Raw genomic sequence first — 24,588 nt, 5'->3', positions numbered from 1 at the left:
GTTGAGGGGAAGTGAAGCCGAGTACCACTCGGTGTCGACCATGTGGAGGAGCCGCCGTGCACGACGACCGACTGCTGGTGGAGGAGCGCCTGGAGCGCGCGGTGCGGCAGTTCATCCGGCCCGCCCAGTACGCGGACCGCGTGCCGCTCACCCTCTCCGTGTGGCACGCGCCCGACGAGCAGGTGCCCGTCGCCGAGGCGCTCGGAGCCGCCTACGAACCCTTCGCGATCGGTACGGCCTGGGGAAAGCCCTGGTCGACGAGTTGGTTCCGGCTGGAGGGGGAGGTGCCGCAGGCGTGGCGCGGGCGGCGCGTGGAAGTGGTGCTGGACCCGGGGTTCACCGGCGAGGGGCCCGGGTTCCAGGTCGAGGGCCTGGTCCACGACGCCTCAGGGGTCCCGCTGAAGGGCATTCACCCGCGCAACCGTCACGTACCGGTGGCGGCCCGCGCCCGGGGCGGCGAGCCGGTGCGCCTGTTCCTGGAGGCGGCGGCCAACCCGGCGGTCCTGCACGACTTCATGCCGACCCGGCTCGGCGACGTACTGACCGCGGGCGATCAGCCGATGTACCGATTCGCCGCTGCCGACCTGGCCGTACTCGACGAGGACGTCTGGCATCTGCTCCTGGACACCGAGGTCCTGTCGGAGCTGATGGGTGAGCTGGACGCGGCGCGTCCGCGGCGCCACGAGATCCTGCGGGCCCTGGAGGACATGCTCGACGCACTCGACCCGCACGACGTGGCGGGGACGGCCGCCGCGGCCCGCGCGGAGCTGGCCGGTGTGCTCGCGCGGCCCGCGCACGCCAGCTCCCACCGCGCGTCGGCCGTCGGGCACGCGCACATCGACTCGGCGTGGCTGTGGCCGCTGCGCGAGACGGTGCGCAAGGCGTCCCGGACGTTCGCCAATGTGACGGCGCTCGCGCGTGACTACCCGGAGCTGGTCTTCGCCTGCTCACAGGCGCAGCAGTACGCGTGGGTGAAGGAGCACCAGCCGCACATCTGGGAGCGGATCAAGAAGGCGGTGGCGGACGGCACCTGGGCCCCCGTCGGCTCGATGTGGGTGGAGTCGGACGCGAACATGCCGGGCGGGGAGGCGCTCGCCCGGCAGATCGTGCACGGCAAGCGGTTCTTCCAGGAGGAGTTCGGGGTCGAGACCGAGGAGATCTGGCTGCCGGACTCCTTCGGGTACACGGCCGCCTTCCCGCAGCTCGCGCGGCTCGCGGGCGTGCGCTGGTTCCTCACCCAGAAGCTGAGCTGGAACCAGTCCAACAAGATGCCGCACCACACCTTCTGGTGGGAGGGCATCGACGGCACGCGCGTCTTCACGCACTTCCCGCCCGTGGACACGTACAACTCCCAGTTCCTCGGCTCCGAACTGGCCCACGCCGAGCGGAACTTCGCGGAGAAGGGCCGCGCGACCCGCTCCCTGGTGCCGTTCGGCTGGGGCGACGGCGGGGGCGGCCCGACCCGCGAGATGCTGGAGCGGGCCCGCAGGCTGCGCTCCCTGGAGGGCTCGCCACGGGTCGAGATCGAGAAGCCGTCGGCGTTCTTCGCGGCGGCCGAGGAGGAGTACGGCACGCGCGCTCCGATCTGGTCCGGCGAGCTGTACCTGGAGCTGCACCGGGCCACGTACACGACGCAGGCGGCCACCAAGCGCGGCAACCGGCGCAGCGAACACGCCCTCAGGGAAGCCGAGTTGTGGTGCGCGACGGCCGCGCTCAAGGACCCCGCGTACGCCTACCCGTACGACGCCCTCGACCGGCTGTGGAAGACGGTCCTGCTGCACCAGTTCCACGACATCCTGCCCGGCTCGTCCATCGCGTGGGTGCACCGGGAGGCGCGGGACACCTACGCGCGCGTACTCGCCGAACTGGACGCCATCACGGCGGACGCGGTACGACACCTCGGCGCGGGCGACGTCTCGGTCCTGAACGCGTCACCGTACGCGCGCAGCGAGGTCGTCGAGCACGGCGGCGCCCTCACGCATGTGCACGTGGGCCCGTTCGGCACCCGCAGCCTCGCGGTCGCCGCGGGTCACGAGCGTGCCCCGGAGGCGGTGACGTCGGCGACGCGCACCGGCACGGAGATCATCCTGACGAACGAGCACCTGCGCGTGACCGTCGACGCCGACGGCCTGCTCGCCTCCGTGCACGACCTGGCCCACGACCGCGAGGTCCTCGCCCCCGGGGCCCGCGGCAACCTCCTCCAGCTCCACCCGGACCACCCCACGCGCTACGACGCCTGGGACCTGGACCAGCACTACCGGCACCGGCACGCCGACCTGACGGACGCCGAGTCCGTGGAGCTGGTCGAGGACGGTCCGCTGCGCGCCGCCGTGCGGGTCGTGCGCGCCTTCGGCGACGGCTCGCGGATCACGCAGGAGCTGCGCCTCGCCGCGGGCAGCCGCCGCCTCGACGTGGTCACGGACGTGGACTGGCGCGAGTCGGAGAAGGTGCTCAAGGCCGCGTTCCCGCTCGACGTGCACGCCGAGAGGTCCACGGCGGAGATCCAGTTCGGGCACGTCCACCGGCCGACGCACGCCAACACCGGCTGGGACGCGGCCCGGTTCGAGATCTGCGCGCACCGGTGGCTGCGGGTGGGGGAGGAGGGGTACGGGGTCGCGGTGCTCAACGACTCGACGTACGGGCACGACGTGACGCGCGCCGAGCACGCCGACGGGCTCGGCACGACCGTGCGCCTCACGCTCCTGCGCGCGCCCCACAGCCCCGACCCGGACACGGACGTGGGGACGCACCGCTTCACCTACGCGCTGCTCCCGGGGGCGGAGGTGGGGGACGCCGTGGCCGAGGGGCTCGCGCTGAACCTGCCGGTGCGGGTGGCCGAGGCGGGGGACGTCGCGCCCCTCGTGCGGGTCGACCACCCCGGGGTGACGGTGGAGTCGGTGAAGCTGGCGGAGGACCGGAGCGGCGATGTGGTGGTGCGTCTCTACGAGTCCCGGGGCGGGCGGGCCCGGGCGGTGCTGACCTCGGCGTTCCCCGTCGCCCGCGTGGAGGTCACGGATCTCCTTGAGCGGCCCCTTGGTCCCGCCACCACCACCGGCGCGGGGCTCTCCCTCTCCTTGCGGCCGTTCCAGATCCTGACGCTGAGGCTGCGCCCTGCGTGACCCTCGCGGGGAGCGCCCCTGGCCCGCCCCTTCCCGCTCCGGGGGCTGCCGCCCCCGTGCCCCCGCCTTTCGGCGCTGCGCGCCTCGTCCTCAAACGCCGGACGGGCTGGAACTGTCGCCGGTTGCGGCTGTGTTTTCAGCCTCTCCGGCGTTTGAGGAGCGGGGGTCTGGGGGGGCGGAGCCCCCAGGAATCGGGAAGGGGCGGGCCAGGGGCGCCCCGCGAGGGCTACGCCGCCGGGGCCGGTGGGGTGAGTTGGGGGGCCAGCCAGGAAGGGACGCCGCCGAGGAGGCGGAAGAGGCGGGTGGCCTCGGCGCGGAGGCGGGACGCCTCGGGCTCGGGCTCGGCGTCGGCGAGGGCGGCGAGCGCCGGGGCCGTGCCCACGAGGAAGCCCAACTCCTCCCGCAGCCGCAGGGATTCGGCGAAGCCGTGCCGGGCCTCCGCCAACTCCCCCTCGCGCAGGGCGAGTCCGGCGAGGTGCCGCCAGGTGAAGGAGAGCAGGAGGGGGTCCTCGTGCGCGGTGGCCCCGGCGTGGGCGCGCCGGTACGCGGCCCGCGCGGCCTGCGGCGAGTCGGCGAGGTGCTCGGCGACCAGGCCGCGCCGGAAGTCCAGCAGGGCCCGCCCGGCCGCCCCGGGGGCGAGCAGCGCGGCGGCCCTGCCGAGCGCGGTACGGGCCTCGTCGGCGCGGTCGCGTACCCCCAACACGGTCGCCGCGTAAGCGAGTTGGCCTCGCTCGCAGGCGGCGGCCCCGCGCGCGTCGTCATCGTCGGCGACGGCCTCCGCCGTGCGCAGACCGTCCTCGGCCTCGCCCCACCCCTCCCCGGTGAACAGGCAGCGCTCGACGAGCAGGGAGGTTCTCTGGAGCGCGGCGGCCGCGCCCTCCCGGGTCGCGAGCAGTGCTGCGGCGTCGGTCCAGCAGCCGCGCGAGCGCAGCCGCCATACCGCGGTCTGGAGTGGATCGTGCCCTGAGCCATTTCCCGTACCAGACATGGCGGTATGCGCCACGTTGCCCTCCCCTAGCGCACCATTGAGCTGTTGAGTCGTGGGCGAATCTCAGCACGGATCGGCGCACGGGGCCAAGGGGGTGGGTGAAGGATTTCACAAAGTTGGGGGAGGCGGATGGTGTCGTTCTGGGCTACGCCGACCGGCTCACGCCCGCGCGCACGGCTCAGCTCATCCGCAATGCCAAGAAGAAATCCAGCTTGTCCTCCAGGCGCGCGAGGTCACGGCCCGTCAACTGCTCGATTCGGCCCACGCGGTAGCGCAGCGTGTTGACGTGCAGGTGCAGGCGGGCCGCGCAGCGCGTCCACGAGCCGTCGCAGTCGAGGAACGCCTCCAGGGTGGGGATCAGCTCCGCCCGGTGGCGGCGGTCGTACTCCCGCAGCGGGTCGAGGAGCCGGGCCGTGAACGCGCGGCGCACGTCGTCGGGCACGAAGGGCAGCAGCAGCACGTGGGACGCCAGTTCCTGGTGGCCCGCGGCGCAGACCCGGCCGGGCCGCGCGGCCGCGACCCGGCGGGCGTGCCGGGCCTCCTCCAGGGCGCCGCGCAGCCCCTCCGCGGAGTGCACGGCCGCGCTGACGCCGAGGGTGAGGCGCCCGTCGTCGGCGAGGCCCGCCGTCAGGGGCTCGCGCACGGCGGCGAGGAGCGCGTCGGCGAGCAGGCCCGCGTCGCCGCCCTCGGCCTCCGGTGACATCGCGGGCAGCGGCACGAGCGCGATGGCCTCGTCGCCGGTGTGCGCGACGGCGATGCGGTCGGACGGGTCGGGGCCCGCGGTCGCCGGGTCGACGAGGATCTCCTCCAGGAGCGCCTGGGCGACCGGGCCGCTCTCGATCCCCGCGCGGCGCCCGCCGGCGGCGTCGCCCGACGGCCCGCCCTGGACGTCGTCCCACTCCACCCGGGCCACCACGACCTGCCAGTGCGGGGCCGCGCCGAGCCCGGGGAGCAGCACGGGGGCCGCGACCCGCAGACGCGCGGCGATCTCGGCGGGCGCGGCACCCGTCTGGACCAGTTCGAGGACCTCCTGGGCCAGGCGGCGGCGCACCGTGCGCGCCGCGTCCCTGCGGTCCCGTTCGACGGCGATCAGCTGGGTGACGCCCTGGAGCAGGTCGATGCGCTCCTCGGGCCAGTCGCCCGCGTCGGCCTCGACGGCGAGGAGCCAGTCGGACAGGACGGTCTCGCGCACGTCACGGGAGGCGCTCGCGCTGCCCCGGCCGCTGGAGCGGATGGGGAAGAGCGAGTACGTGACGCCGTCCACGGCCACCCGGTGCGGCCCGCGCCGCCCCGTGCGGGCGGCGGCCAGGTGCTCCCCGGCGAGCCGCGCGCGGATCCGGGCCGAGAGGCCCGGCGCGCCCGCGGCGGCTCCCGCGATGGCGCGCCCGGCGGGGGAGAGCACCCAGGCGCGCAGGTCCAGGTCGGAGCCGAGCAGGTCGAGCACCACGTCCGGGCCGCCGCCCGCGGGACCCGACGTCATCAGGCGGCGGTGCCGGTCCACGACCGCCGCGAGGTCACCGGCGCGCTCGCCCGAGACCTGGCGCACGACGTGCTCGGTGATCGTCGCGAACGCCACCGACTCGTTGACGGCGAAGAGCGGGAGCCGGTGCCGGGCGCAGGCCTCCACCAGGTCGTCGGGGATGTCGCCCAGCTCCGCCTCGCCGGCCGCGAGCGCCGCGACCCCGGCGGTCGCCAGGATCCGCACGAACGGCTCCGTGTCGGCGGCGTCCCTGCGCCAGGCCAGGCCGGTCAGCACCAGCTCGCCGCCGCCCAGATAGCGGCTGGGGTCGCGCAGGTCCGTGGTCATCACGCCCCGCACGGTGCGGTCCAGCTCGTCCTCGCCGCCGAGCAGCCTGAGGCCAAGGGCGTCGGTGTCAAGGAGTGCGCGCAGCCGCATCGTGTCGTCGCCGCCGATCTGTCTCGATTTCGTGTGTGCCCGGCCGCGCCGGGAGTTCCGGGGACCGCGGGCCCAGGCGTCCGCGCGGTTTCCCGGGGGAATCCGCGAGGTTACTGGGGCCCGTTCTTCATACGAATCTACAAGACTCACGGCTTGGCCAGCCAACTCCTTCATGGTTTCGGTGACTGACCCCATCGGAGGAGCGGGCGGTGTACTTGCCCCACTCCGCGTTAACAGCACATGAACGAGCAGTCGAGAGGCCGGCGGCCCACGTGGCCGGATCGATCGCCTCCACTCGGAAGCAGTGCCGCCGCCTCCCACCCGGAAGGCGGACGCCCGCCTCCCCCCGAAGGCCGCGGCCGGCGTTCACGATCAGCAACACCGCCGCCGGTCGCAGCGGTCACGAGTACCGCGTACGAACGAGCACCGCGTACGGGCGCCGTACGAGCACCGCGTACGCACACCGAGCACGATGACGACGCACGATTACGAAGAGAGAGCCACTCATGGACTTCCTTCGCCCCGCCAGCTGGGAGGAGGCGCTCGCCGCGAAGGCCGAGCACCCCACGGCTGTGCCGATCGCGGGTGGCACCGATGTCATGGTCGAGATCAACTTCGACCACCGGCGTCCGGAGTACCTCCTGGACCTGGGCCGCATCGGTGAGCTGCGGGAGTGGGAGGTCGGCGAGGACTCCGTCCGGCTCGGCGCCTCCGTCCCGTACACCCACGTGATGGAGCACCTGCGCGCCGAGCTGCCCGGCCTCGCGCTCGCCTCGCACACCGTGGCATCGCCGCAGATCCGCAACCGCGGCGGCGTCGGCGGCAACCTGGGCACCGCCTCGCCCGCCGGCGACGCCCACCCGCCGCTCCTCGCCGCGGGCGCCGAGGTCGAGGCGGAGTCCGTGCGCGGCACCCGGATGATCCCGATCGACGACTTCTACACCGGCGTGAAGCGCAACGCGCTCGCCGCCGACGAGCTGATCCGGGCCGTGCACGTCAAGAAGGCGGACGGACCGCAGCAGTACTCGAAGGTCGGCACCCGCAACGCGATGGTCATCGCCGTGTGCGCCTTCGGCATCGCGCTGCACCCCGACACCCGCACCGTGCGCACCGGCATCGGCTCGGCCGCCCCCACCCCGATCCGCGCGAAGGCCGCCGAGGAGTTCCTGAACGCGGCGCTCGACGAGGGCGGCTTCTGGGACAGCAGGAAGATCATCACCCCGTCGGTCGCCAAGCAGTTCGCGGACCTGGTCTCCGGCGCCGCCAACCCGATCGACGACGTCCGCGGCACGGCGAGCTACCGCCGCCACGCCGTCGGCATCATGGCCCGCCGCACGCTCGGCTGGACCTGGGAGTCCTACCGCGGCAAGGGCCGCGGCACGGAGGGAGTCGCGTAATGCGTGTCAACTTCACGGTCAACGGCCGTCCACAGGAAGCCGACGACGTCTGGGAGGGCGAGTCCCTGCTGTACGTGCTGCGCGAGCGGCTCGGCCTGCCCGGCTCGAAGAACGCCTGCGAGCAGGGCGAGTGCGGCTCCTGCACGGTCCGCCTCGACGGCGTGCCGGTGTGCGCCTGCCTGGTCGCGGCCGGACAGGTGGAGGGCCGCGAGGTCGTCACCGTCGAGGGCCTCGCCGACTTCGCCAAGCAGCGCGCGGACCACGCCGGCTGCGCCGGTGACACCTGCGGGGTCTCCCTGGACCAGGCCAAGCGCTGGCAGGCCGGGCCCGCCGACTCCCAGACCGGCGAGGGCACGGAACTCTCGCCCGTCCAGCAGGCGTTCATCGACGCCGGCGCCGTGCAGTGCGGCTTCTGCACGCCGGGCCTGCTCGTCGCCGCCGACGAGATGCTGGAGCGCAACCCCGACCCGTCGGACGCCGACATCCGCGAGGCGCTCTCCGGCAACCTGTGCCGCTGCACGGGCTACGAGAAGATCCTGGACGCGGTACGCCTCGCCGCCGCGCGCCAGAGCGAGGGGGTCTGAGGACATGGCCGACACCCGCACCACGGGCATTCCCGCCAAGGTCACCCAGGGGTCGCAGACCAAGGGCGGCATCGGCGAGTCCACCCTGCGCCCGGACGGCACCCTCAAGGTCACCGGTGAGTTCGCGTACTCCTCCGACATGTGGCATGAGGACATGCTGTGGGGCCAGATCCTGCGCTCCCCGGTCGCCCACGCCGAGATCGTCTCCATCGACACCGGCGAGGCCCTCGCCACCGCCGGCGTCCACGCGGTCCTCACCTACGACGACCTGCCGACCGACGTGAAGAACTACGGCCTGGAGATCCAGGACACCCCGGTCCTCGCGCACGGCAAGGTCCGCCACCACGGCGAGCCCGTCGCCCTGGTCGCCGCCGACCACCCGGAGACCGCGCGCCGCGCCGCCGCCAAGATCAAGGTCGAGTACCGCGAGCTGCCCGTCATCACCGACGAGGCCAGCGCGACGGCGCCGGGCGCGGTCCTCGTCCACGAGGGCCGCGACGACCACCACGCGGGCCACGTCCCGCACCCGAACATCGTGCACCGCCAGCCGATCGTGCGCGGCGACGCGGACGAGGCCGCGAAGCGGGCCGACGTGATCGTCACGGGTGACTACACCTTCGGCATGCAGGACCAGGCCTTCCTCGGCCCCGAGTCCGGCCTCGCCGTGCCGGGCGAGGACGGCGGCGTCGACCTGTACGTGGCCACCCAGTGGCTGCACTCGGACCTCAAGCAGATCGCTCCCGTCCTCGGCCTGCCCGAGGACAAGGTCCGGATGACGCTCGCGGGCGTCGGCGGCGCCTTCGGCGGCCGCGAGGACCTGTCGATGCAGATCCACGCCTGCCTCCTGGCGCTGCGCACCGGCAAGCCCGTCAAGATCGTCTACAACCGCTTCGAGTCCTTCTTCGGGCACGTCCACCGCCACCCCGCCAAGCTCCACTACGAGCACGGGGCCACCAAGGACGGCAAGCTCACGCACATGAAGTGCCGGATCGTCCTGGACGGCGGCGCCTACGCCTCCGCCTCCCCGGCCGTGGTCGGCAACGCCTCCTCGCTCAGCGTCGGCCCGTACGTGATCGACGACGTGGACATCGAGGCCATCGCGCTGTACACCAACAACCCGCCCTGCGGCGCCATGCGCGGCTTCGGCGCGGTCCAGGCGTGCTTCGCCTACGAGGCGCAGATGGACAAGCTGGCCGCGAGGCTCGGGATGGACCCCGTGGAGTTCCGGCAGCTCAACGCCATGGAGCAGGGCACGATCATGCCGACCGGGCAGCCGGTGGACTCCCCGGCCCCGGTCGCCGAACTCCTGCGCCGGGTCAAGGCCATGCCGCTGCCGCCCGAGCGCCAGTGGGAGACCACCGAGGGCTCGGACGTGCGCCAGCTGCCCGGCGGCCTGTCCAACACCACGCACGGCGAGGGCGTCGTCCGGGGCGTCGGCTACGCCGTCGGCATCAAGAACGTCGGCTTCTCCGAGGGCTTCGACGACTACTCCACCGCCCGGGTCCGTATGGAGGTCGTCGCGGGCGAGCCGGTCGTCACCGTGCACACCGCGATGGCCGAGGTCGGCCAGGGCGGCATCACCGTGCACGCGCAGATCGCCCGCACCGAGCTGGGCGTCACGCGGGTGACCATCCACCCGGCCGACACCCGGGTCGGCAGCGCCGGCTCGACGTCCGCCTCGCGCCAGACGTACGTCACGGGCGGCGCGGTCAAGAACTCCTGCGAGGCCGTCCGCGAGAAGGTCCTTCAGATCGGCCGGGAGAAGTTCGGCACCTACCACCCGGCGTGGGCCACCGCCGAGCTGCTCCTGGAGGGCGGCAAGGTCGTCACCGACGGCGGCGAGGTCCTGGCCGACCTCGTGGACGTCCTGGAGGGCGAGGCCGTCGACGTCGAGCTGGAGTGGCGCCACCGGCCCACCGAGCCCTTCGACCTGCGCAGCGGGCAGGGCAACGGCCACGTCCAGTACTCCTTCGCCGCGCACCGCGCGGTCGTCGAGGTCGACACCGAACTCGGCCTGGTCAAGGTGATCGAGCTGGCCTGCGCGCAGGACGTCGGCAAGGCGCTCAACCCGCTCTCCGTCATCGGCCAGATCCAGGGCGGCACCATCCAGGGCATGGGCGTCGCCGTGATGGAGGAGATCGTCGTCGACCCCAAGACCGCGAAGGTCAGGAACCCGTCCTTCACGGACTACCTGCTCCCGACCATCCTCGACACGCCGACCATCCCGGTCGACGTCCTCGAACTCGCCGACGAGCACGCCCCGTACGGCCTGCGCGGCATCGGCGAGGCCCCGACCCTGTCCTCGACACCCGCGGTCCTCGCCGCCGTCCGCGCCGCGACGGGCCTCGAACTGAACAGGACGCCGGTCCGCCCGGAGCACCTCACCGGAACCTGACCGCCCCCAGCCCTCCGGGCGGTGCGTGCCTCCCAGGAACGTCACACTTCCCCCGGCCCCGCACCGCCCGGAGCCCCAGGTGCCGCGCCGCTCGCGGTCCTCGTGCTCCTCGTGAGCCCCCGTTCGTCTCGGGCCGTCCCCCGGGTCGTGCAGCCAGTCACCATCCCAAATCCCGCGGCTTCCCGCGGGTGCCCCTGTGAACCTTGGGAGTAGGCACCATGACCCAGCAGTCCCTGGAGCCCAAGACCACCGCGGAGGACGCGGGCCACGGCTCGCGCGTCCCCGCGGGACGGTCCTGGCTCGACCGGTACTTCCACATATCCCAGCGGGGATCGACGGTCGCGCGTGAGGTGCGCGGCGGCATCACGACCTTCATGGCGATGGCGTACATCGTCCTGCTCAACCCCGTGATCCTGTCCGGCAAGGACGCCGCGGGCGACACGATGGGGCAGAAGGCCCTCATCACCGCGACGGCCTTCGCCGCGGCCGCCACCACTCTGCTCATGGGCTTCGTCGGCAAGGTGCCGCTCGCCCTCGCGGCCGGGCTCTCGGTGTCCGGGGTGATCGCCTCGCAGGTGGCACCCGAGATGACCTGGCCGCAGGCCATGGGCATGTGCGTGATGTACGGCGCCGTGATCATGCTCCTTGTGGTCACCGGGCTGCGCGAGCTGATCATGAACGCGATCCCGCTCGCCCTCAAGCACGGCATCACCATGGGCATCGGCCTGTTCATCGCCATCATCGGCCTGGTCAAGAGCGGCTTCGTCCACCAGGGCAAGGCGACCCCGCTCACCCTCGGCCCCACCGGCGAGCTGGCGGGCTGGCCCGTCCTGCTCTTCGCGGGCACCCTGCTGCTGATCTTCATGCTCCAGGCCCGCGAGACGCCCGGCGCGATCCTCATCGGCATCGTGACCGGCACGGTCGTCGCCGTCGCCCTGAACGCGATGGACGTCATCGAGCCCAAACAGTGGGCGAACGGCGCCCCCGAGCTGCACGGCAGCGCGCTCTCCACGCCCGACTTCTCGCTCTTCGGCGACGTCGAGTTCGGCGGCTGGGGCGAGGTCGGCGCGATGACGGTCGGCATGATCGTCTTCACCCTGGTCCTCGCGGGCTTCTTCGACGCCATGGCCACGATCATCGGCGTCGGCACCGAGGCCGACCTCGCCGACGACAAGGGCCGCATGCCCGGCCTGTCCAAGGCCCTGTTCATCGACGGCGCGGGCGGGGCGATCGGCGGCGTCGCCGGCGGCTCGGGCCAGACCGTCTTCGTGGAGTCCGCGACGGGCGTCGGAGAGGGCGCCCGTACCGGACTGGCCTCGGTCGTCACCGGACTGTTCTTCGCCGCGTGCCTGTTCTTCACCCCGCTGACCGCGATCGTCCCGCAGGAGGTCGCGTCCGCCGCGCTGGTCGTCATCGGGGCGATGATGATGATGAACGCCCGGCACGTCGACTGGGCCGACCGGGCCACCGCGATCCCGGTCTTCCTGACCGTCGTCCTGATGCCCTTCACCTACACCATCACCACCGGTGTGGCCGCGGGTGTCATCAGCTGGGTCGCCATCAAGATCGCCCAGGGCAGGGCGAGGGAGATCGGAGCCTTCATGTGGGGCCTGACCGTGGTCTTCCTCGTGTACTTCGCCCTCAACCCGATAGAGAGCTGGCTGGGCGTCCACTAGGCACCCCGCTCGACGTTCCGCAACCCCAAGGAGGCCGACATGCTGGACATCGCCGAAGAGCTGCACCGGTGGGTCGAGCAGGGGCGTGACTTCGCGGTCGCCACCGTGGTGGCCATCAGCGGCAGCGCGCCCCGGCAGCCCGGCGCCGCGCTCGCCGTCGACCGTGACGGCACGGCGATCGGCTCGGTCTCCGGCGGCTGCGTCGAGGGCGCCGTCTACGAGCTGTGCCGGCAGGCCATGGAGGACGGCGAGCCCCTCGTCGAACGCTTCGGCTACAGCGACGACGACGCCTTCGCCGTGGGCCTGACCTGCGGCGGCGTCATCGACATCCTGATCACACCGGTCCGCGCGGACACCCCCGCGCGGCCGGTGTTCGCCGCCGCGCTCGCCGCCGCCGCCCGGGGCGAGGCCGCGGCCGTCGCCCGGGTCACCTCGGGCCCCGAGGAGCTGCTCGGCCGTGCGCTGCTGGTCCGCGGCGACGCGGGGCCCCACGAGGGCGGGCTCGGGGGCCACCCCGAACTCGACCGGACCGTGGCGGCGCAGGCCCGCGCCCTGCTCGACGCGGGCCGCACGGGCACCGTGGAGGTCGGCGCCGACGGCTCCCGCTGCGGCCGGCCCCTCACCGTCCTGGTCGAGTCCTCCGTGCCCCCGCCCCGGATGATCGTCTTCGGTGCGATCGACTTCGCGTCGGCGCTCGTGCGGGTCGGCAAGTTCCTCGGCTACCACGTGACCGTGTGCGACGCGCGGCCCGTCTTCGCGACCCGCGTCCGCTTCCCCGAGGCCGACGAGATCGTGGTGCGCTGGCCGCACGAGTACCTCGCGGACACCGAGGTCGACCGGCGCACCGTGCTGTGCGTGCTCACCCACGACGCCAAGTTCGACGTGCCCCTGCTGCGCCTCGCGCTGCGGCTCCCGGTCGCGTACGTCGGCGCGATGGGCTCGCGCCGCACCCACCTGGCCCGCGAGGCACGGCTGCGCGAGGTCGGCGTCACGGACCTGGACCTCGCCCGGCTCCGCTCCCCGATCGGCCTCGACCTCGGCGCGCGTACGCCCGAGGAGACGGCGCTGTCCATCGCCGCGGAGATCGTGGCGAACCGCAGGGGCGGCGGCGGCCGCTCCCTGACGGGCGCCCACACCCCCATCCATCACGACGCTCCACCGCCCCGCGGCATCACCTCGGTGGCGTGAGCCGCGGCCCCGCGCGCCCTTCGTGCCGCCCGTGCCGCTCCGGCGGGTTTCCGGAGCCGGTGCGGGGGGTCACCATGGAGACATGGATCCCCAACAGCACGCCAGAGTGGACGAGTTGACGCGCGATCCGTATCCGCTGTACGCGCGCGCCCGGGGTGCGAAGGGACTCACGTACGTGCCCGAGTTCGGCGCCTGGCTGGTGGCCAGGGACGCCGACGTACGGGAAGTGCTGCGGCGGCCCGACGTGTTCTCGTCGGCGAACGCGGTGCGCGGCGGCATCAGGCCGTCCCCCGCGGCGCTCGCGGTCCTCGCCGAGGGCGACGGCGGCAGCCCGCGCGGCCGTGTGGTGGTCACGTCGGACGGCCTCGCGCACCAGCGCCTGCGCGCGCCCATCGTGCGCGGTCTCGGCCCCGCCCGGGTGGCCGCCGCGCTGCCGTTCGCGGCCGAGTGCGCCGAGGCGCTCGTCGACGCGTTCGCGGGCGACGGCCGCGTGGAGCTGATGGAGGCGTACGCCATGCGCCTGCCGGGCCGGGTGATCGGGCACGTCCTCGGCTTCGACCCGGCGGACGTGCCGCTCGTCGTGCGCGCCGGGCACCGCACCGAGGCGCTGCTCTCCCGGCCGCTGAGCGAGGCCGAGCAGGTGGCGGCGGCGCGCGACATGGTCGCGCTGAAGCGGCTCCTGGACGGCTACGTCCGCGCCCGGTACGCCGCGCCGCGCGACGACCTGTGCAGCGAGATGGTCACCTCGCTCGTGCAGCCGGACGACGCGGAGGAGGGCGAGGCGGGCCTGCTCACGCTCGCCCAGCGCACCGAGCTGGTCGCCCATCTGAACAACTTCCTGCTCGCCGGGCACCTGACCACGACCGCCCTCATCGGCACGGCGTTCCTGCACCTGCTGAGCAACCGCGAGCAGTGGCGGATGGTGTGCGCGGACCCGGAGCGGATGATCCCGGCCGCCATCGAGGAGACGGCCCGCTTCGACACCGCGTTGCAGGCGTTCCGGCGCGTCACCACGCGGCCCGCGACGCTGGCGGGCACCGAACTTCCCGTGGGCGCCGAGCTGTTGGTCGCCTTCGGCGCGGCGGGCCGCGACGACGCGCGCTATCCGCGGCCGGACGTCTTCGACATCACCCGGCCCGCCGCCGCCCGGCACGTCGCCTTCGGCCTCGGCGCCCACGCCTGCCCCGGGGCCCAACTGGCCCGGGAGCAGGTGCGGCTGACCCTGGAGCTGTTCGCGCGCCGCTTCCCCGGGCTGCGGATCGCCGAGGACGGGCCTGCGGTCACGATGCGGCCCACGCTCATCCACCGCGCCCCGGAGGCGCTGCACCTCACCTGGTGAGGCGGCCCGTCAGCGGTAGACCTTGCCCGGCTCCGCCTTGCCCGGCGCGAGGAGCTGGGGCACGGTGACGAAGACGTAGCCGCGCTTCTTCAGCTCGGTGATGATGCCGGGCACCGCGGGGACCGTGCCCTTGTAGATGTCGTGCAGCAGGATGATGCCGTCGCGGCTCGACTGGTCGAGCACCCGCTTCTGGATCAGCGCGGAGTCCTCGGTGGTGTAGTCCTTCGCCGTCACCGTCCACAGGATCTCGGACAGGCCAAGGTCGCGGGAGATCTTGTTGACGGTGTCGTTCGTGCGGCCCTGCGGGGGCCGCATCAGCGTCGGCTTCTTGCCGATGAGCTTCTCGATCGCCTTGTTCGGGCGCTCCAGCTCCGCGCGGGCCTCGGCGGGCTTGATCTTGGTGAGGATCTTGTGCGACCAGGTGTGGCTCGCGACCTCGTGGCCCTCGGCGTCCATCCGCTTGACCAGCTCGGGGTACTTCTCGATGTGGTTCTTGCCGAGCGTGAAGAAGGTCGCGGGCACCTTCTCCTTCTTGAGGATCTTCAGCAGCCGGGGGGTGTTCTCGCTGGGGCCCGCGTCGAAGGTCAGCGCGATGCACTTGGCCTTGCGGCAGTCGACGGTGCCGAACGCGCCCCGGTCCTTGCCCTTCGCGTCCGCAGCGTCCTTGCGGACGGCGCTCGGGGAGACGGTGTCCAGCTTGGTGCAGCCGGTGAGGGCGAGGGCGGCCGTCACGCTCGCGACGAGGGCGGTACCGGCGAGCCTGGTGTGCGGAAGCAACTTCTTTCCTGTCTTCGTCATCTTGCTGTGCGGATTGCCTATCGGACGCATGCGCGCACTATACATGCCGTGTATACCTGCCGTTCATAGCGCCCCGGCGGCCCGGGGCGCGGCTTGCCCGCACCGCACGCCGTCCGCGCAGGTCGAACGCTCCCCGGCGGGCCGCGCGCCGTGCGGACCCGGGTCCGGTCCCGGTGCCGTTCCGCCCGTGACGCGAGGGATCACAGAGGTGAAGGGGCCGGGTGTGGATGGCCGGTAGTCGGCGCAATCTCATCTGGCGGGACGGCCGCGTCGCACCGCAGCATGGCGAGTTGCCCGCCGATCTCGCCAGGGGGTCACGGGTGTGCGAAACGGGGGAACGACCATGCAAGGGACAGGACTGTCATCAGCCATGCCCGCACGCGGGCGGGGCACGTCGCAACGGGGGGCACCCCGCCAGGAACTCCGCAGGGAGCACCGGCAAGAACTCCGCCAGGACCTCGGGAAGGAACGGGGAAAGGACCTCGGAACGGGCGCCGGCGACGAGCTTCGGGCCGACGGGGAGGGGGCGCCGCCGGAAGATCGGGGAGCACCCCTCCAGCAGGGCAGGGGGGTGCTCGTCGGAGCCTTCGCCCTGCTCGACGCGTTGCGCCGCCGCGGCGGCGAGGCCGGCCTCACCGAACTCGCCCTCGCCTGCGCCCTGCCCAAGGGCAGCGCGCACCGCCTCCTCGACCAGCTCGGACTGCTCGGCGCCGTGGAGCGCAGAGGCAACCGCTACGCCGTCGGGCCACAGCTCTTCCGGCTCGGCCAGGCCTGGCAGCCCTACCCGGGGCTCCGCGCCGCCGCCCGCATCCCGCTGCACCGGCTGCGCGCCTCGACCGGCGCCAGCGTCGTGCTCACCGTGCTGCGCGACGAGCTGGCCCTGACGGTGGCCTCGGTGCCCGGCCGGGCCGAGGGCGTGGTGCCGGTGCGCAACGGCATGAGCTTTCCGCTGGACACGGCCGCGGGGCGGGTGTTCACCGACGGCCCGCGCGGCCCCGTCCTGGACCGCGAGCAGATCCAGGAGGGCGTGTCCTGCGTCGCCGTGCCCGTGCGGGCGCCGGACGGGCGCACGGTCGCGGCCCTCGCCGCCGTGGTGCCCGCGCGGCAGCAGCTCGCGCAGGTCGCCGCCGAGACGGCCGCCGCCTCCGCGGCCATAGAGGGGCGCCTGACCCGGATGCCGCCACGCGAGGCGGCGGCCCGCTCGGCGCAGCTCCTCTACTGAATTCCCGCTCCCGTGCGGGGGGCCGCGCGGGTGTTCCGGTGAGCGGAACACCCGTAGCGCGGCCCCCCGCGCATTCGTCAAGGTGAGGTCACCCGGTCTCCGGTGGAAGACCCGCCGGATTCCGGTGACAGCAGCCGCGGCCCGCCGCCGAATGCCAGATGCCGGAGACGCCTTCGCGTGCCGCGTGCCGCGTGCCGTCCGCCGAATGCCGGAGACGTCCGCGGAACGAACCTGGGGGAATCCATGGACGGTGCCGAAGGCCCGGAGGTGACCGTCGGGGACCTCGCGTACGCGTGCCCGCTGACACGGCGCGGTCTGCGCGTCCGCGCCCCGGCGGCGCTCGGCCCCCTCGGCGCGCCGCCACCGGGCGCGGCCTCACGACCTCGCCCGGTGCGTGACCGCGCCCGGCGGCGGCGTTCAGCTCCGGCATGCCACCACGACGCTGCTCTGTCCGCACGCCCGCACCTGGCGGGGCGCGCTCGCCTTCCCGGGCCTGCGGGCGCCCCGCCTCTCCATGGACCTGGCCGCGGCCTTGGAAGGTGTCCAAGCCCTGCCGCACCTCCAGCCGTGGCCGGCCCGCACGACCGGACGGCCGAGAGGAGGTGGACCCCAGGACCCACACAAGCGAACTCCAGGAGCTTGAGGAGGAGACCCTCACGGCGCTCCTGGGACGGGTCGAGCGGCCGACGGTGACGCCCTGGCCGCGGCCGCTCGACTCCGGCCCCGCCTGCTCATGGACCTCGCCACCGGCACGCCGCCCGCAGGAGCAGGGTCCCGGTGTGGGGGAGGGGGCTCCCAGAGGCAGGGAGCGGCGTCCCACGGGCAGGGTGGGGGCTGCCCGGATGGCTCCGCTGATCTTGGGCGCTGAGGATGGACGGGCCGGGGTTCCGGCACCATCCGCCGTGTCCCACAGGGGAGTTCACCATGACCGACCGTTCGTCCTCCGCCCGCCGCCACCGTTCCGGCTTCCGTACGCGCATGACGGTGACGGCGGTGCTGGCCGCCGCCCTGGGCGCCACGGGCACGCTGCCCGCGTCCGCGGCGCCCTCCCACGGCCCCCGCGACGCCGTACGCGCGAAGGCGGAGCGCCTGGTGCGCGAAGCCGGGTTCCCCGCCGCCCTGGTCGCCACGACCGGCCGCGACGGGCGTACGCGCGACTACGCCGCGGGGGTCGCCGACCTGCGGACCGAGGCGAAGGTGCCGGCCGACGCGCGGGTGCGGGCGGGCAGCAACACCAAGACGTTCACCGCGACCGCGGTCCTCCAACTGGTCGGCGAGGGCAAGGTCGAGCTGGACGCCCCCGTCGAGACGTACCTGCCCGGCCTGTTGCGCGGCGACGGTATTGACGGCCGGGACATCAAGGTCCGCCAGCTCCTCCAGCACACCAGCGGGCTGCCCGAGTACACCGACCGCATACTGAAGGACGTCTTCGGCGAGGCCCGGCACACCTACTACCAGCCCCGCGACCTGCTCGACATCGCGCTCGAGCGCAAGGCGCGATTCGCCCCCGGCAAGGGCTGGTCGTACAGCAACACCAACTACGTCGTCGCCGGTCTGCTCATCGAGAAGGTCACCGGGCGCCCGCTGGCCGAGCAGCTCACCGAGCGGGTCATCGACCGCGCCGGGCTGCGCCACACCTACTTCCCCGGCGTCGGCGAGGAGGGCATCCGGGGGCCGCACGCCCGTGGCTACGACACCGCCGGGCCCGGGGCGCCGCTGAAGGACGTCACGAAGCTCGACCCTTCGTGGGGCTGGGCCGCGGGGCAGCTCGTCTCGACCCCCGGCGACCTGAACCGGTTCTTCTCCGCGCTGCTCGGCGGCAGGCTCCTCAAGCCCGCGCAGCTCGCCCAGATGCGCACCACCGTCAAGGTGTCCGACGACTTCAGCGAGGTGAAGGGGGTGCGGTACGGACTCGGCCTGATGCGCACCCCGCTGAGCTGCGGCGGTGTGATGTGGGGGCACGGCGGGAGCATCCCCGGCTCCTACACCTACCCCGGCGTCACCGACGACGGCCGGGCCGCCACGATCGCCGTCACCGCCAACAGGGAGCCCACCCGGGGTGCCTTCGCGAAGGCCGACGCCGTGGTGGACGCCGCGCTGTGCCGCAAGTGAGGGGCCGCTACGGCGCGTTGGTGAAGGAGCGGCGGTACGACCGGGGCGGCACCCCCCGGCGGCGTACGAACTGCTCGCGCAGGACGGCGGCGCTGCCGTAGCCGACGCGGCGGGCGATCTCCTCGACCGGCAGGTCGGTGGTCTCCAGAAGCTCCTCGGCGCCGCTCAGGCGCAGGTTCCGCAGCCAGGCGTGCGGGGTGGTGCCGGTCGCGGCGGTGAAGCGCCGGGCGAAGGAGCGCTTGCTCATCATGGCGCGCCGGGCCAACTCGGCGACGGGCAGCGGCTCGTGGAGATGGGCCCGGGCCCAGGCGAGCACGTCGGCGAGCCGCTCGTCCTGGGCGTCCTCGGGGACGGGCGCGGTCAGGTACTGGGCCTGGCCGCCGTCGCGGTGGGAGGGCAGCACCATGTCGCGGGCGACGGCGTTGGCCGTCGCCGCGCCGTACTCGCGCCGCAGCAGGTGCAGGCACATGTCGAAGCCCGCGGCGGCGCCCGCGCCCGTCACGACGCGCCCCTCGTCGACGTACAGGGCGTCGGCGTCGACGGTGACGTCCGGGTGGCGGCGGGCGAGGAGGCCTGCGAACCGCCAGTGCGTGGTCGCCCGCAGCCCGTCGAGCAGTCCGGCCGCCGCGAGCGCGAACGCACCGACGCAGTGGGCCGCGACCAGGGCGCCGCGCTCGTGCGCGGCCGTCAGCGCGTCGAGGACGGCGGGGCCCGGTGGCGTGCGGAAACCCGCCGACGGCAGGGCGATGACCAACTCGGCGGAGGCGAGCCGGTCCAGGCCGTGCGCCACGGTCACCGGCACGCCGACGTCCGTGGCGACGGGGCCCGGCCGGTCGGCGCACAGCGCGAAGTCGAACGCGGGCAGGTCCGCGCCGCGCGGGGCGAACACCTCGGCGACCACGCCGACGGCGAGCATGCCGACCCCGGGCGGAGCATAGGCGGCGACATCGGTGAAGGGCGGCACGGCGGCAGTCTGTCATGTGGCACGAATCCTGCGATCATAGGCATCAATGCCACTCGTGCGTCGCTGACCTGCGCGGAAGCATGAAGGGCATGACAGACGCACCGATCGGCCGCAGCGCCGTGCACACGATCCTGACCACCGGCTACGTGGGCTCCACAGGCCCCGGCGTCGCCGCCACCGTCTCCTACGTCGCCGACGCGGGCCGCCACGTCGTCTTCGACCCGGGCATGGTGGCGAGCACCGACGACATCCTCGGGCCGCTCGCCGCCCTCGGGCTCGGCCCGGACGACATCACCGACGTGGTGCTCAGCCACCACCACCCGGACAACACCCTGAACGCGGGCCTGTTCCGGCGGGCCCGGGTCCACGACCACAAGGTGGAGTACCTGGGCGACCAGTGGCGGAACCGGGACGCCGAGGGCCACGAACTCACCCCGTCGCTGCGGCTGATCCGCACCCCGGGGCACAGCCCGGAGGACATCACGCTCCTCGCGGGCACGGCCGAGGGCGTGGTGGCCTTCGCCGGGGACCTGTGGTGGCACGCGGCGGGCCCCGCCGACGACCCCGTCGCCCCGGACCGCGACGTCCTGCGCGCCTCCCGGCGCCGGGTGTTGGCCGCCGCGGACCTGATCGTGCCCGGTCACGGGGCCCCGTTCACACCCGGCGCGGCCACCCCCCTCTAGCGGCTGCGGCAGGGGATTGTCAACGCTTCGAGGGCCGCGCCAGGGGCGCGGGGTCCGAGGGGGCGCCGGAGGTTTCGCGGGGCGCCGGCACGGGGCCGTCCCGCGCATCCCGTCCGTCCCGTCAACGGGACATTCCGCACCCGGGTAAACGGCAGGTCGGCACCGTCGCGATATCACCAGGAAAGCCTTGAACGGATTCCGCACGGCGGTCTAACGTGACGCACAACCGTGGTCGGTGAACATCATTTCCGCGCAGGCGACTTCCATGCCGGCGGCAGTAATGCGTTTCCATCGGGTGTGGTCTGCGCCTGCCGGTGACGGCCCCTGGAGGCCCGCCGGGAAATGGCATTACGCTCGGCCAGGAAAAGGAGCCGGAACAGTAGCAGTACTTTCCGGTTCCAGTCGCACGCCGTTCCACCGTCATTCGGATTTCCGGCACCCGCCTCGCGCAGGGGCGCGTCGGCTCAGCACCGCTCACACCGCACAGAGAGACCAAAAGAAGGGCGCTCCCATGCAGGGTTCGGCAACAAACGAAAAGGAAGCTCGCGCAGTGAGTGCAGCGGATGTGGAGCAATCGGCTCTGAAGTGGCTGCGTGACGAGCTGGACGACCAGGAGATCAGCGGTTCCGACAACTTCCTCGACATCGGCGGCCACTCGCTGACCTTCTCGAAGCTGAACGTCTTCCTCGGGGACACGTTCGGCATCTCCCTCGACATGAAGACGACGTACGACGGGACCCTGGCCGCGGCGCTCGTCGCCGCGCAGCCCCTCACCACCGAGCCGACCAGCAAGTAAAGGGAGTCACCAGACATGACCAGCAGCCCCGTGCGTACGGAGTTCTCGCTGTCGGACGAGGAACTCGCGTTCTTCGGGAAGAACGGCTACATCGGTCCGATCACCATCTACACGCCCGAAGAGATGGACCAGATGTGGAAGACCGTCCAGCGCGAGACGCTGGACCGGTCGCACGCCGCGTACCCGGAGGTGGACAAGGGCGTCGGCGCCCCGAACATCTTCAACTACGACCGGCACCTCGACGTCGACCTGCTGGCGCGGCACGTCATGAACCAGCGGATCACCGACCGGGTCGCCTCGATCCTCGGCCCCGACCTGCTGTGCTGGCGTTCGGAGTTCTTCCCGAAGTACCCCGGTGACGAGGGCACCGACTGGCACCAGGCGGACACCTTCGCCAACGCCAGCGGCAAGCCGCAGCTCCTGTGGCCCGGTGAGTCCGAGGAGGAGTTCGGCGCCGGCACGCTCACCGTGTGGACCGCGTTCACCGATTCCAACCGCGAGAACGGCTGCCTCCAGGTCATCCCCGGCACGCACCACCAGATGAACTACGACGAGACCAAGCAGATGGACTACAACGAGGAGCGCATCAACTCCGAGGTCAAGGACGGCGTCCCGCGCGGCTTCTTCGGTTACGACTACCGGCAGCTCCAGAAGGACCCGAACTGGAAGCCCAACGAGGACGACGCGGTCGCCTTCGAGATGGAGAAGGGCCAGTGCATCATCTTCTGGTCCACGCTGATGCACGCCTCGCTGCCGAACATCGCCACCGGCAAGAACTACCGCATGGGCTTCGCGACCCGTTACGTGCCCACCTCGGTGCAGATCTACCCCGGCACCGACCACATCGAGGAGTACGGCGGGAACATCTCGCTGGAGAAGTGGTCCGCCGTCCTGGCCCGCGGCCGCGACGAGTTCGGCCACAACAAGATCGCCACGGAGACGCTGCGCGGCACGAAGTACCTGCCCGCGTAAGCCCGGCCGCGCCGCGGGTCCGCGGCGCGCCACGCCTTGGTGACGACCCGCGGCCCGCCCGGCTGCGGGTCGTCACCCTGAGCGCCTCGCCGGCACCGCCGCGCGGGTGCGCGGGCCGGCCGCGCGCCCGTCGCGGCCGTTCCGCGCCCGTGGCGGGACCGCCACGGCACCGACGTACGACGCCACAGCCTCGCGCGCCTTCGGAGCGCCGCACCTTCCACCACCATCTCCGGGGGACAGCAGCACCGTGACCACACCGAGCACGCCCCGACCCGCGATCGCCTTCATACCCCCGTCCTGCTGCGGAGCGGGCTACTTCCGCCGACTGCGGCGGGAGCTGGGCGACCGGGTCGTCTTCCACGCCCTCGAACTTCCCGGCCACGGCCGCCGCTACCAGGAGGCCCCGCTCACCGACGCCGCCGAGGCCGTCGCGGACCTCACCGCGCGCATCGACACGCCGCTCGACGCCCTGTACGGCGAGAGCCTGGGCGCCTACCTCGCCCTGGGCGTCGCGGACGTCCTGCGACAGGAGCGCCCGCCGCTGCTGCTCGCGGCCTCCAACTCCCCGCCCTCGGTGCGCGGCCCGCTCAGGACCGAGGAGTTCGACACCATCGAGGCCGCCGTCGCCGCGCTGCGCGCGATGGGCGGCGAGATACCCCCGGAAGTGATCAGCGACCCCGAACTCGCCGAGGGCGCCTTGCCGTTGATCCGCGCCGACCTCTTCCTCTCCCAGTCCTGCATCGACCTGGTCCGCGGGAGCGCCGCGGCCGGGGACCTGACCGTGCTCGCGGGCACCGGCGACACCGCGCTGACGCGCCTGGAGGCGTGGTCGGCGCACACCCGCGGGCGCTGCGAGCTGAAGACGCTGCCCGGCGGGCACCTGCTGTCCGCCACGAACGCCGCGGGCGTCGCCGAGCACGTCCTGGAGGCCCTCGCCCGCGCCTGTGGCGACTTCACCGGCTCTCGCGCCTCCCGCGACTGAGGACACCCCGCCGTCCCCGCGGGGCAGCCGTCACCTGCCCTCCCCACGGGCGCCCTTATCCGAAAGGAATCACGATGGTGCTGTCCCAAGCGCCTCTTCCCGCGATCAGCCACCATCAGATGCTGGTCTTCCTGCTCCAGGTCGGACTGCTCCTCGGCATCGCCGTGCTGCTCGGCAGGCTCGCCACCTGGCTCCGGCTGCCCCGCGTGGTCGGTGAGCTGTCCGCGGGCGTGCTCCTCGGCCCTTCGGTGTTCGGGAACCTCCTGCCCGGCCTGCGCGACTGGCTGCTCCCGCACGACGCGGCACAGATGCACCTGCTCGCCGCGGTCGCGCAACTGGGCGTACTGCTGCTCGTCGGCATCACGGGCGCGCACATCGACGTCGGGCTGCTCCGCCGCAAGAGCCGGGTCATCGGCTACGTCAGCGTGGGCAGCGTGCTGCTGCCGCTGGCCCTGGGGGTGGGCCTGGGCTTCCTCATGCCGCAGTCGCTGATGGCGCCCGACGCCGACCGGGGCACCTTCGCCCTGTTCGTGGGCGTCGCGATCGCGGTCAGCGCGCTCCCGGTGATCGCCAAGACGCTGCTCGACATGAACCTGCTGCACCGCAACGTCGGCCAGCTCATCATCGGCGCTGCCGCGGTCAGCGACATCGTCGGCTGGATGCTCCTGTCGGTCGTCGCCGCGATGGCCACCCGCGGGCTGCACGCGGGCCTGGTCCTGGAGTCCGTCGGCTATCTGATCGCCGTCCTCGCCTGCACGGTCCTGGTGGCCCGGCCGGTGGCCCGCAAGGTCCTCCAGTACACCGACCGCTCGCCGCAGTCGGACGTCAGCGTCGCCGCGATCGCCGTGATGATCCTGCTGTCCTCCGCCGGCACGCTCGCCCTGGACATGGAGCCGATCCTCGGCGCCTTCCTGTGCGGCATCGTGATCAGCTCCCTCGGCGTCTCCGCCCGCCGCTCGCTCGACTCCATGCGTACCTTCGTGATGTCGACGCTCGCGCCGTTGTTCTTCGCCACCGCCGGGCTCCAGGTCGACCTGTCCGCGCTGACCCGGCCGACGGTGCTGCTGGCCGCCGTGGTCACGCTGCTCGTCGCCACCGTGGCCAAGTTCGTCGGCGGGTACGTCGGCGCCCGCATGGGCCGGCTCGACCACGGCGAGGGCCTCGCCATCGGCGCCGGCCTCAACGCCCGCGGTGTCGTGGAGATCGTCATCGCCACGGTCGGGCTCAACCTCGGCGTCCTGACCACCGCCACGTACACCATCGTGGTGCTGATCGCCGTGGTCACCTCGATGATGGCCCCGCCCTTCCTGCGCCACGCCACCCGGAGCATGCCGACCACCACCGCCGAGCACGAGCGGCAGCGGGAGCTGGCAGGACAGGCCTCCTGACCGACGCCCCCCGGCACAAGGCCCCATAGGGGCGGGGGGGGGGGGGGGGAGGGGGGGGGGGGGGGGGGGGGGTGGGGGGGGGGGGGTG

The 24,588-nt window shown here is 73.1% G+C and carries 18 protein-coding genes; 14 read left to right on the top strand and 4 right to left on the bottom strand.

The genetic code is table 11. The features are described from left to right. Positions 1-56 precede the first annotated feature (56 nt). Entirely contained in the window at positions 57-3,119 is a 3,063-nt protein-coding gene (locus tag AC07GB_RS11150) for an alpha-mannosidase (protein ID WP_478843867.1), read from the top strand. A gap of 226 nt (positions 3,120-3,345) precedes the next feature. Here the strand turns inward: AC07GB_RS11150 and AC07GB_RS11145 are convergent, their stop codons facing one another. Both AC07GB_RS11145 and AC07GB_RS11140 read right to left on the bottom strand, forming a co-directional pair. Beyond that, entirely contained in the window at positions 3,346-4,122 is a 777-nt protein-coding gene (locus AC07GB_RS11145; protein WP_478843865.1) for a hypothetical protein, read from the bottom strand. A gap of 163 nt (positions 4,123-4,285) precedes the next feature. Next, complete coding sequence (locus AC07GB_RS11140; protein WP_478843863.1) at positions 4,286-6,004, bottom strand: PucR family transcriptional regulator; 1,719 nt, start codon at positions 6,002-6,004, stop codon at positions 4,286-4,288. A gap of 506 nt (positions 6,005-6,510) precedes the next feature. Between AC07GB_RS11140 and AC07GB_RS11135 the strand changes: the two genes are divergently transcribed. The 6 genes from AC07GB_RS11135 (at position 6,511) to AC07GB_RS11110 (ending at position 14,583) form a co-directional block, all read left to right on the top strand. Beyond that, entirely contained in the window at positions 6,511-7,401 is an 891-nt protein-coding gene (locus AC07GB_RS11135; RefSeq protein WP_478843861.1) for an FAD binding domain-containing protein, read from the top strand. Beyond that, positions 7,401-7,985, top strand: a complete 585-nt coding sequence (locus AC07GB_RS11130) for a (2Fe-2S)-binding protein (protein WP_478843859.1) — start codon at positions 7,401-7,403, stop codon at positions 7,983-7,985. The genes AC07GB_RS11135 and AC07GB_RS11130 overlap by 1 nt, the downstream gene beginning before the upstream one ends. Positions 7,986-7,989: 4 nt before the next feature. After that, positions 7,990-10,380, top strand: coding sequence for a xanthine dehydrogenase family protein molybdopterin-binding subunit (locus AC07GB_RS11125; RefSeq protein ID WP_478843857.1), 2,391 nt, complete (start codon positions 7,990-7,992; stop codon positions 10,378-10,380). Positions 10,381-10,598: 218 nt separating this feature from the next. Beyond that, positions 10,599-12,056, top strand: a complete 1,458-nt coding sequence (locus tag AC07GB_RS11120) for an NCS2 family permease (protein WP_478843855.1) — start codon at positions 10,599-10,601, stop codon at positions 12,054-12,056. 39 nt (positions 12,057-12,095) lie between these two features. After that, the gene (locus AC07GB_RS11115; RefSeq protein ID WP_478843853.1) at positions 12,096-13,244 is read left to right on the top strand and encodes an XdhC family protein; all 1,149 of its coding nucleotides are present in this window, start codon (positions 12,096-12,098) and stop codon (positions 13,242-13,244) included. Between the two features lie 82 nt (positions 13,245-13,326). Beyond that, positions 13,327-14,583: a cytochrome P450 gene (locus tag AC07GB_RS11110; RefSeq protein ID WP_478843851.1), complete on the top strand. Its 1,257-nt coding sequence runs from the start codon at positions 13,327-13,329 to the stop codon at positions 14,581-14,583. A gap of 9 nt (positions 14,584-14,592) precedes the next feature. Here the strand turns inward: AC07GB_RS11110 and AC07GB_RS11105 are convergent, their stop codons facing one another. Beyond that, entirely contained in the window at positions 14,593-15,381 is a 789-nt protein-coding gene (locus AC07GB_RS11105) for a polysaccharide deacetylase family protein (protein WP_478844290.1), read from the bottom strand. A gap of 571 nt (positions 15,382-15,952) precedes the next feature. On the opposite strand from AC07GB_RS11105, the gene AC07GB_RS11100 reads away from it, so the two are divergent. Both AC07GB_RS11100 and AC07GB_RS11095 read left to right on the top strand, forming a co-directional pair. Then, entirely contained in the window at positions 15,953-16,603 is a 651-nt protein-coding gene (locus tag AC07GB_RS11100; protein WP_478843849.1) for a helix-turn-helix domain-containing protein, read from the top strand. 924 nt (positions 16,604-17,527) lie between these two features. Continuing rightward, positions 17,528-18,715: a serine hydrolase domain-containing protein gene (locus AC07GB_RS11095; RefSeq protein ID WP_478843847.1), complete on the top strand. Its 1,188-nt coding sequence runs from the start codon at positions 17,528-17,530 to the stop codon at positions 18,713-18,715. A gap of 7 nt (positions 18,716-18,722) precedes the next feature. On the opposite strand, the gene AC07GB_RS11090 is transcribed toward AC07GB_RS11095, so the two are convergent. Next, complete coding sequence (locus AC07GB_RS11090) at positions 18,723-19,631, bottom strand: GlxA family transcriptional regulator (RefSeq protein WP_478844288.1); 909 nt, start codon at positions 19,629-19,631, stop codon at positions 18,723-18,725. 137 nt (positions 19,632-19,768) lie between these two features. On the opposite strand from AC07GB_RS11090, the gene AC07GB_RS11085 reads away from it, so the two are divergent. The 5 genes from AC07GB_RS11085 to AC07GB_RS11065 all read left to right on the top strand — a co-directional run bounded on the left by AC07GB_RS11085 (position 19,769) and on the right by AC07GB_RS11065 (position 24,500). Continuing rightward, entirely contained in the window at positions 19,769-20,362 is a 594-nt protein-coding gene (locus AC07GB_RS11085) for an MBL fold metallo-hydrolase (protein ID WP_478843845.1), read from the top strand. 550 nt (positions 20,363-20,912) lie between these two features. Then, on the top strand, positions 20,913-21,158 hold the full coding sequence (locus AC07GB_RS11080; protein WP_478843843.1) for an acyl carrier protein: 246 nt from the start codon (positions 20,913-20,915) through the stop codon (positions 21,156-21,158). A 15-nt stretch (positions 21,159-21,173) separates the two neighbouring features. Then, positions 21,174-22,130 carry a chlorinating enzyme gene (locus tag AC07GB_RS11075; RefSeq protein ID WP_478843841.1) on the top strand — a complete coding sequence of 319 codons (957 nt, stop codon included), beginning with the start codon at positions 21,174-21,176 and terminating at the stop codon, positions 22,128-22,130. 247 nt (positions 22,131-22,377) lie between these two features. After that, positions 22,378-23,112 carry a thioesterase II family protein gene (locus tag AC07GB_RS11070; protein ID WP_478843839.1) on the top strand — a complete coding sequence of 245 codons (735 nt, stop codon included), beginning with the start codon at positions 22,378-22,380 and terminating at the stop codon, positions 23,110-23,112. A 74-nt stretch (positions 23,113-23,186) separates the two neighbouring features. Further along, positions 23,187-24,500, top strand: a complete 1,314-nt coding sequence (locus AC07GB_RS11065) for a cation:proton antiporter (protein ID WP_478843838.1) — start codon at positions 23,187-23,189, stop codon at positions 24,498-24,500. The last annotated feature ends 88 nt before the right edge of the window (positions 24,501-24,588 follow it).

It is taken from the genome of Streptomyces sp. NPDC045778 (assembly GCF_056431945.1).
This window is presented reverse-complemented; position numbering and strand designations above follow the sequence as displayed.

Coding starts and splice junctions, on each gene's coding strand:
- AC07GB_RS11120 (WP_478843855.1), top strand. CDS start 10,599: ATGACCCAGCAGTCCCTGGAGCCCAAGACCACCGCGGAGGACGCGGGC.
- AC07GB_RS11085 (WP_478843845.1), top strand. CDS start 19,769: ATGACAGACGCACCGATCGGCCGCAGCGCCGTGCACACGATCCTGACC.
- AC07GB_RS11065 (WP_478843838.1), top strand. CDS start 23,187: ATGGTGCTGTCCCAAGCGCCTCTTCCCGCGATCAGCCACCATCAGATG.
- AC07GB_RS11110 (WP_478843851.1), top strand. CDS start 13,327: ATGGATCCCCAACAGCACGCCAGAGTGGACGAGTTGACGCGCGATCCG.
- AC07GB_RS11130 (WP_478843859.1), top strand. CDS start 7,401: ATGCGTGTCAACTTCACGGTCAACGGCCGTCCACAGGAAGCCGACGAC.
- AC07GB_RS11135 (WP_478843861.1), top strand. CDS start 6,511: ATGGACTTCCTTCGCCCCGCCAGCTGGGAGGAGGCGCTCGCCGCGAAG.
- AC07GB_RS11090 (WP_478844288.1), bottom strand. CDS start 19,631: ATGCTCGCCGTCGGCGTGGTCGCCGAGGTGTTCGCCCCGCGCGGCGCG.
- AC07GB_RS11115 (WP_478843853.1), top strand. CDS start 12,096: ATGCTGGACATCGCCGAAGAGCTGCACCGGTGGGTCGAGCAGGGGCGT.
- AC07GB_RS11095 (WP_478843847.1), top strand. CDS start 17,528: ATGACCGACCGTTCGTCCTCCGCCCGCCGCCACCGTTCCGGCTTCCGT.
- AC07GB_RS11105 (WP_478844290.1), bottom strand. CDS start 15,381: ATGACGAAGACAGGAAAGAAGTTGCTTCCGCACACCAGGCTCGCCGGT.
- AC07GB_RS11075 (WP_478843841.1), top strand. CDS start 21,174: ATGACCAGCAGCCCCGTGCGTACGGAGTTCTCGCTGTCGGACGAGGAA.
- AC07GB_RS11125 (WP_478843857.1), top strand. CDS start 7,990: ATGGCCGACACCCGCACCACGGGCATTCCCGCCAAGGTCACCCAGGGG.
- AC07GB_RS11140 (WP_478843863.1), bottom strand. CDS start 6,004: ATGCGGCTGCGCGCACTCCTTGACACCGACGCCCTTGGCCTCAGGCTG.